This is a genomic window from Candidatus Villigracilis sp., assembly GCF_057083605.1.
On sequence record NZ_JBXMTI010000154.1, the window covers coordinates 1 to 8,427 of the forward strand.

The following is an 8,427-nucleotide window of genomic DNA, read 5'->3' on the forward strand; positions in this document are numbered from 1 at the left end:
CCCTCCTGCCCGAAGTATTCCCCTCCTATCTTGAAACCAGCATCATCAAACGCGCCCGCGAGCGCGGATTGATCAAAGTGGATGTGCACAACATCCGCGATTACACTCACGATAAACATCACACCACCGACGACACACCCTTTGGCGGTGGCGGTGGCATGGTGATGAAACCAGAACCAGTCTTTCAAGCCATAGAATCTGTTTTGGGATTGGCTTTGCCTCTTTCCCCGCCGACAACTGAATCAAACATCCCAATCATTTTGCTAACCCCACAAGGACGTGTCTTTAATCAGGCAATCGCCCAGGAACTTTCGCAGCACCCGCGCCTTGCCCTGCTCTGCGGACGGTACGAAGGCGTAGATGAGCGCATCCGCGAACACCTCGTCACCGATGAAATCTCCATCGGCGATTATGTGTTGACAGGCGGTGAACTCCCCGCCCTGATCCTGATTGACGCCATCGCCCGTCTCCTACCCGATGTGCTCGGTGACCCCACCGGCGCGGAAGATGACTCACACGCCATGGGCCTGCTTGAATATCCGCACTACACCCGTCCGCCCGAATTCCGAGGCTGGAAAACACCAGATGTTCTGCTCTCCGGCGATCACGCAAAAATCAATAAGTGGCGGCGCGAGCAGGCATTGATAAGAACTTTGAAGAAACGGCCTGATATGTTAGATAAAGCTGATTTAAGTAAGGAAGATAAGAAATTTGTTGAAAGTCTAAAGTCGAAGATCGAATGACTTTAGAGAGTGTTTTGAAATTCGTTTTTAACCACAGATGAACACAGAACCTTCGACCTTTGACTTTTGACCTTAAATCCATGAATGGAGGAAAACATGAAATTCAGCTATGGCAAGACCTTCCTGCTCGGTTTTGGTTTCCTGGGAATCAGCATAATCTGGCCAATATTCAATCAATATATTCCCCTCTTTTTACAAGCTGGCAACCCGGAATTTGAAAGGCAGCTTTTAGCCGAGGGGCGTGCCATCCCGGATATTGTCGGCTTTGGGCTGGCCCCCAGCCTGGCGTTATTCATCATGACCTGGGACAACATCATAAACATGTTTGTCCAACCCTGGGTTGGCGCAAAAAGCGACCAGACCTGGAATCGCTTCGGCCGGCGCAAACCGTGGATATTGATCGGCGCGCCAATTGCCCTGCTTGGTTTTGTCTTCATCCCTGTGGCGCAATCTGTCCTTGCAATTGCGGCCTTCATATTGATCACAAATGTCGGTATGGCATTATTTCGCTCACCAACTGTTGCATGGCTTGGTGATCTTTTTGAGCCAAAAGATCGAAGCAAGGCAAACGGGGTCATTAACTTCATGGGCGGGGTTGGAGGCTTTTTGGCATATTTCGGCGGCGGCTTCCTGTTTAATTCCTTTGGCCGCACGGCTCCATTCCTGGCTGGCGCAATCGCAATGGCTGTGGCTTTGATCGTTGTATTATTTTTCATAAAAGAGCCCGAACAGATAAAGATCGAAGCCAAGGAAAAAGAACGCAGCGTTTTGGATAACTTGAGGGTCGTTTTCGATAACCCCGATAAGAGCGGCTTCTATGTATTGCTTGGCATTCTCTTTTGGTTCATGGCATTCAACGCACTGGAGACGGGCTTATCATCCTTCGCTGTTTTCACGCTGGGAATGCAGGCCGGCACAGCCTCAATTTATTCCGCGCTTGTAACGATCACATTCATTCTCTTTGCAGTTCCAGCAGGATACTTTGGAACACGCTTTGGGCGCGGCCCTGTAATTCGAGTTGGGCTGATCGGCCTTTCAGTTCTAACTCTGGTCGGCTATTTCTTCATTCAAAGCACATTGACCTTCGCAATCGTTCTGGTCGCCGTCGGTGCTTTTTGGGCCATGGTCAATGTCAATAGTCTGCCGCTGGTGTACGATCACGGAGATGAAAAACGAATCGGCGCTTTTACGGGTTTGTACTATTTGTCATCCCAGTTTGCTGCTGTGCTTGGCCCAACATTGGGAGGAATTCTGGTGGATACGCTGGGAGACCAGTATCGCTGGCTATGGTTGTTTTCCGCGGTATTCATGGCTGTAGCTTTAGTAATGATGCTGCGTGTAAAACGCGGTGAAGCAGTGCAACAATCATCTTGATGACAAAATGCTTTAAACACAAAGGGCACAAAGGTTTTTCCTTGGTGACCTTTGCGTCCTTTGTGTTTATTATCTCAGCCTGTATGCAGTCGCCAGATTGTTTTCGCGAGAATGTTTATTGCGCGGCATTGGTCACAGATACACTTGGGCTAAACGATCATGGCATTAATCAAGATACCTGGGCAGGGCTTGAACAATCCAAGGCGAATGAATTGACAGATCAAATCGCCTATATTGAATCAGTTGATACCCGTGATTACGAAAAGAATATCCTCTACTTTGCAGAAAAGGGATATGACATCATTATCACCTCAGGCATCGCGCTGGAAGATGAAACGTTTCGGGCCGCTGACCTGTATCCTGATTCCGTTTTCGTCGGCTTGAATCAACCCTACGAGGAATCACGCCCGAACCTCGTGGCCATCACATTCGCAGAAGACCAAATGGGGTTTGCCGCCGGGGCATTGGCGGCACGTCTTTCAACAACAAACATTGTTGGCGCAGCCTGCGAAACATCTGGCATCGATTCGATGTGGCGCTATTGTGAAGGGTTTCGCGCAGGTGCAAAATACATCAATGCTGAGATCAAAACTCTTGTCTTTTATCGCGATGATGGAAATAGTGAAAAGTTATTTATCGATGAAGCCTGGGGCTATGACACAGCAAACTCATTGGTCAAGCGCGGCACAGATGTGATTTTCGCGGCTGGAGGAGTCACCGGGCAGGGCGCGTTACGCGCAGCAACGGAGGCAAACATCCTTGCGATAGGGACAGAACGGGATCAGGCGGCAGCGTTGGCTGAATCAGGCAAAGGCGTGGTGACCTCTATTTTTGGGCGTGCCAGTTTCGAGGTCCAGGAGGTGATGCGTTTGCTGAGGGAAGGGAATGTCAGTGGGGCAAGATCAGGTCAATTTGGCATTGTGCCGCTTGGTGATAAATTCCCAGAAAGCCTGCAAAACGAGATGGACTTGCTTCTCTTTGGCCTTTGGAATGGGGAAATCAGGACAAATGTGCCATTTGAAAAACCTTAATTTGTACAGGCTTGCACTATGAATGGAGTAGATTTATACTTGAACTGTCGTAAGGCTGTGCTGAAAATTGGGCAGGCCTTCCAAATCCTTACTCTTCTAGAGGAGAAGAAAAAATGAAAAAGCTGTACTTTGTTATGGCCCTTTTGATCGTCGCTTCGATGATCCTTTCGGCCTGCGGCGCTGGTGCACCAAGTGAAGCAGATTGCGCTTCGGCTGATGTATTCTGCGTTGGTCTCGTCACCGATGTGGGCAAGATCAATGACAAATCCTTCAACCAATCTGCATGGGAAGGTGTTCAGAAGTCCAATACCGATGGTGTGGCCGATGTGGTCCAATTCATTGAAACAGCAGACGCCAAGGACTACGGCAAGAACATTGCCCAATTTGGCGATGCAGGCTACGATGTGATCGTGACCGTTGGTTTCGGTCTCGGTGAAGCTACTGCCGCCGCCGCTGCCACTTATCCCGATATCCGCTTTATCGGTGTGGATCAGTTCCAGGCTGAAACCGTCCCCGGCGTTTCGGGTTTGAACTTCCCTGAAGACAACGCTGGCTTCCTGGTAGGCGCACTCGCTGCTGCCATGTCTGAGAGCCACAAGATCGGCGCCGTCTGCGGTACCGATGTGGTTCCTCCCGTTTGGCGTTTTGGTGAAGGCTACAAAGCCGGCGCCGCCTATGCTGACGGAATGAATGCTACTACCACCGAGGTGTTCGTTGTTTACCACAGCGATGTGGGCTTCGACAAGACCTTTACCGATCCCGAATGGGGCGCTCAGACCGCCAAGTCCATGATGGATCAGGGTGCGGATGCGATCTTCGGTTGTGGTGGTCTCACCGGTAACGGTGCAGTCACTGCTGCTGCCCAGGCTGGTGCTTACGGCATCGGCGTGGATACCGATCAGTACCTGACCCTGCCCGAAGCTGCTCCTCGCATGCTCTCCAGCGCCATGAAGCTCATCACCCCCGGAGTTGCTGACCTGATCGCCGCCACCAAAGACGGCACGATTGCAGATGGCAACGTGTTCGGTGCTGCTGGCTACGCTCCCTTCCACGATCTTGAGAGCGAAGTTCCCGCCGAAGTGAAGGCCATGATGGAAGAGATCAACGCTGGCTTGCTCGACGGCTCCATCAAGACCGGTGTTCCTCCCGTCAAACCGTAAGTTTAGTTTTTACCAATAAATGAAGAAAAGGAGAGAGGCGCAAGCTTCTCTCCTTTTTATGTTAAGTCCGGGGCATTTTGCTCATTTCGTCTCCAAAATAGGCAAATCTTCCTGCTTGTTTGATATAATTGTCCTACAATTCAACACGTCCATTGGAGCGAAGGATGCAAGTAGAAAAGCAATCAAATTCGCTGATTAAACAGATACTGCGAACAATTTCAGAGGCTGGCCTGGTTCCCTTCCTGGCTATCATCACAGCAGTAATCGTTGGCGGCTTTATTATCATTATTGTCGGTGGAGATCCAATCCGGGCTTATGCAGGGTTGATCGAAGGTTCGTTTGGTTCAACGAAAGCATTAAGCGAAACTGCCGTTTGGGCAACGCCATATATCTTTGCAGGATTGGCAGTTGCCCTTGCTTTTAAGGGTGGCTTGTTCAATATCGGCGCAGAGGGACAACTGGCTGTTGGCGCTGTTTTTTCAGCTCTCATCGGTTACGCTCTGCCCGAATGGCTTGGCTTTGACCTGCCGACCATTATTCATCTTCCCCTGGCTATTCTCGTTGGCATGTTGATGGGCGGTCTTTGGGCGGGTATTGTCGGCTGGTTGAAAGCGTACACAGGTGGGCATGAAGTCATCAACACCATCATGATGAACTATATTGCCTTGAATACAACTTCTTTTCTATTGAATGGGGTTATGAAAGACCCAAGCCCCACAAATGTGATTGCCCGCACGCCTCTGATTGCGGAAAGCGCACGGATGCCGGAGATATTCGACGGCTTGCGAGTCCATTGGGGATTTGTGCTTGCCCTGTTGGCTGCCTTCCTGGTCTGGTGGTTGTTGAACAAAACCACACTTGGCTTTGAAATCCGCACGGTAGGGTTGAACCCGGATGCCGCAAAATATGCAGGTATTAATGTCAAACGTATCATTATTCTTACGATGGTTTTCTCAGGCGTGCTAGCCGGGCTGGCAGGCTCCATTGAAGTGACCGGCTTAAACTATCGCCACGAATTGGGATTCTCTATCGGTTACGGCTTTGATGCAATTGCAATTGCCCTGCTCGGGAAGTCACATCCGCTGGGCGTTGTGTTATCGGCCTTTCTCTTCGCGGCAATGCGTAACGGCGCGAGCCGTATGCAATTCCTGACGCAACTGCCAGTGGATTTAATATCCATGCTGCAGGCATTGATCCTGCTCTTTGTTGCGGCGGATGCAATCGTACGCTATATCTACCGCATCAAATCCAAGGGCGAGCGCGTTGTCCTCACACGCGGCTGGGGAGGCTAGGAAACATATATGGACTGGAAACGATTTAGCTTTATTGCCCTGATCATCGTCGTTCTATTTGGCGTGGTTATTATGGTTGGGCGCGTAAAACAGCCGCCTTTATTGATCATCACCAGCATGTTGGCAACAACTATCGCGGTAGCAACACCACTTACCCTGGGCGCACTTTCGGGTGTGTACTGCGAACGCGCAGGCGTGGTCAACATCGGTATCGAAGGCATGATGCTTACCGCTGCATTCTTCGGCTGGCTGGCCGCCATCTATACGTTTCACATCTTCGGTTTTGGGATCGGCATCAGCATCACACTGGGTGTGATCTTTGCCATTCTCACCGGAGCACTAATGGCCTTGCTCCACGCCATGCTCTCCATCACATTTAAAGTGGATCAGATCATTGGCGGAACAGTCATCAACATTCTTGCAGTCGGTTTGACAGGATTTTTGAACCGACAGTTATTCTTTGGTAAAGGCAGTGTCTTTGGGGGCAGTGTTCCCAACTCCCCCGGAGTTTTACCCACCATTCATATTCCACTCACAGAAATCTTCTCGTCAGTTTGCGGAACATCCACAGACTGCCTGGTAAATCTCACTGCCATCAATCGTGTATTTGACCAAAAGCCGATTGCCATGGGCGCGGTCCTCCTAGTCTTCATCTCTCACTATATCTTATTCAATACACGCTGGGGCCTACGAACACGCGCAGTAGGTGAGCATCCCCAAGCCGCAGATACGGTCGGTATCAATGTTGTAAAAATGCGCTATGCGAACGTGATCATTGGCGGAATGTTTGCCGGGCTTGCAGGCGCGTACTTCACTATCGAGTCGGTTCCGTCTTTTGAACCTCTGCTAACGAACGGACGCGGTTTTATTTCACTAGCCGCCATGATCTTTGGAAACTGGACCCCCATTGGCGCATGGGCCGCCGCGCTTGTTTTTGGTGCATCACAAGCGCTGTTGATCAACATGCAGATATATCGGGATGTCATTCCCCCTGCATGGGCATTCCTCCAGGAGTCATACATCGTGGGCCTGACCCCTTATATTCTCACTATGTTCATCCTCACTGGCATTATCGGCAAAACTACTCCTCCCGCCGCAGATGGCGTTCCGTACGAGAAATAGGAGACCGCCATGTCTGATTCCAAAATTGTTCTTGAAGCAAAAGGTATCACCAAACAATTTCCTGGTGTGCTCGCCAATGACAGCGTCGATTTTGACTTGCGCAAAGGTGAGATTCATGCCTTGCTCGGAGAGAACGGGGCAGGTAAAAGCACGCTGATGAATTTGCTTTACGGGTTGCATCACCCCGATAAAGGCGAGATCAGCGTCAACGGACAACCTGCCAAAATTCATTCTTCAAATGACTCCATCGCGCTCGGCATCGGCATGGTGCACCAACACTTTATGCTAATTCCGGTCTTCACCGTGGCAGAAAACGTTATGCTGGGGGATGAAACGGTCAAACGCGGCTCACTGGACCGTAATACTGTTGCAGCAAAAATCAATGAGATTTCCAAACAATATGGTCTCGATGTAGACCCAAATGCAATGGTTGGCACCTTGCCTGTGGGCATACAACAACGGGTTGAGATCGTTAAAACCCTCTATCGCAATGCGGAAATCGTAATCCTGGATGAGCCCACCGCAGTGCTCACCCCACAAGAGGCAGAAGACCTCTTCCGCATCATGCGTGACCTGACAGCGCGCGGTGTTTCCATCATCTTCATCACACACAAATTAAAAGAAGTCCTCGCTATAGCAGATCGCATCACCGTCATGCGCGCGGGGCGCGTTATCAACACAGTCAAGCCATCAGAAACAAATGAAGCACAATTAGCCAACATGATGGTTGGGCGGCAGGTAATCCTCACGGTGAACAAGAAAGATCATGAAGCAACAGAGGATTTCCTCAAAGTGGAAAATCTCACCGTGCGCGACCAGCGTGATCTGGAAACCGTTCACAACGTATCCTTCACTGTGCGCGGCGGCGAAGTGCTCGGCATCGCGGGCGTGCAAGGCAACGGGCAGACCGAGCTTTCAGAGGCGCTAACAGGCTTGCGCCATCCAACAAGCGGTAAAGTTTTCATCAGCGGACACGACGTTACCGGAAAACCACCTCGCATTATCACAGAAACGGGTCTTGCTCATATTCCCGAAGACCGCCAACGCCATGGCCTGGTTCTATCCTACACCGTTGCCGATAACCTGGTGCTTTGTGATTACTATCGCTCACCTTTCAGCCAGGGCGGCGTCATCCAACCCAAAGCGCTTGACGAAAACGCGCGCAAACTCATTAGTGCATTCGACGTCCGTACGCCATCACCCTTCGTAAATGCAGGCAAACTCTCAGGTGGCAACCAGCAGAAAGTAATCGTTGCGCGCGAACTCAGCCGCAATGTAAAACTCGTCATTGCCAATCAACCCACACGCGGCCTGGATGTCGGCTCAATTGAGTACATCCACAGCGAAATCATCAAAATGAGAGATCGAGGCGTCGCTGTCCTGCTCATCTCAGCAGAGTTGGATGAGATCATGGCTCTCTCAGACCGCATCGCAGTCATGTACCGCGGACAAATTGTTGCAATAGTGGAAGCAAAAAAGACCACACGTGAACAGCTTGGATTATGGATGGCTGGTGCACACGTGGAAGCTGCGTAAAATCCTGCTTCGTTCTCGACCTGAAACTGATTCCGCCAAACAGGAGTTTTCGCAACTCCTGTTTTGATTTAAGTAACGCAAGTTGCTACCTTTACTTCTTGAACTGCTTTTAATCGAGATTTTTAACGCAAAGTCGCCAAGGCGCAAAGATTCTATTGTTTTTTCTTGC

At 50.4% G+C, this 8,427-nt stretch carries 7 protein-coding genes; all 7 read left to right on the forward strand.

The window, feature by feature from the left end; all coding sequences use genetic code 11:
- Positions 1–743 (forward strand): tRNA (guanosine(37)-N1)-methyltransferase TrmD (gene trmD / locus AC14M5_RS22660; RefSeq protein WP_484031997.1); only part of this gene is annotated, 743 nt, incomplete at its 5' end.
- A gap of 96 nt (positions 744–839) precedes the next feature.
- Entirely contained in the window at positions 840–2,117 is a 1,278-nt protein-coding gene (locus AC14M5_RS22665) for an MFS transporter (protein ID WP_484031998.1), read from the forward strand.
- 62 nt (positions 2,118–2,179) lie between these two features.
- Positions 2,180–3,148: a BMP family ABC transporter substrate-binding protein gene (locus AC14M5_RS22670; RefSeq protein WP_484031999.1), complete on the forward strand. Its 969-nt coding sequence runs from the start codon at positions 2,180–2,182 to the stop codon at positions 3,146–3,148.
- 113 nt (positions 3,149–3,261) lie between these two features.
- A complete protein-coding gene (locus AC14M5_RS22675; RefSeq protein ID WP_484032000.1) occupies positions 3,262–4,308 on the forward strand; it encodes a BMP family ABC transporter substrate-binding protein in 1,047 nt (348 codons plus the stop codon).
- 164 nt (positions 4,309–4,472) lie between these two features.
- Positions 4,473–5,600 (forward strand): ABC transporter permease, encoded by a 1,128-nt coding sequence (locus tag AC14M5_RS22680; protein ID WP_484032001.1) that lies wholly within the window; start codon positions 4,473–4,475, stop codon positions 5,598–5,600.
- Between the two features lie 9 nt (positions 5,601–5,609).
- On the forward strand, positions 5,610–6,722 hold the full coding sequence (locus tag AC14M5_RS22685) for an ABC transporter permease (RefSeq protein ID WP_484032002.1): 1,113 nt from the start codon (positions 5,610–5,612) through the stop codon (positions 6,720–6,722).
- Between the two features lie 9 nt (positions 6,723–6,731).
- Entirely contained in the window at positions 6,732–8,258 is a 1,527-nt protein-coding gene (locus AC14M5_RS22690) for an ABC transporter ATP-binding protein (protein WP_484032003.1), read from the forward strand.
- Positions 8,259–8,427: the final 169 nt, after the last annotated feature.

Excerpts from the sequence above, each read along its gene's own strand:
- AC14M5_RS22665 (WP_484031998.1), top strand. The coding sequence starts at position 840 with ATGAAATTCAGCTATGGCAAGACCTTCCTGCTCGGTTTTGGTTTCCTG.
- AC14M5_RS22675 (WP_484032000.1), top strand. The coding sequence starts at position 3,262 with ATGAAAAAGCTGTACTTTGTTATGGCCCTTTTGATCGTCGCTTCGATG.
- AC14M5_RS22680 (WP_484032001.1), top strand. The coding sequence starts at position 4,473 with ATGCAAGTAGAAAAGCAATCAAATTCGCTGATTAAACAGATACTGCGA.
- AC14M5_RS22685 (WP_484032002.1), top strand. The coding sequence starts at position 5,610 with ATGGACTGGAAACGATTTAGCTTTATTGCCCTGATCATCGTCGTTCTA.
- AC14M5_RS22690 (WP_484032003.1), top strand. The coding sequence starts at position 6,732 with ATGTCTGATTCCAAAATTGTTCTTGAAGCAAAAGGTATCACCAAACAA.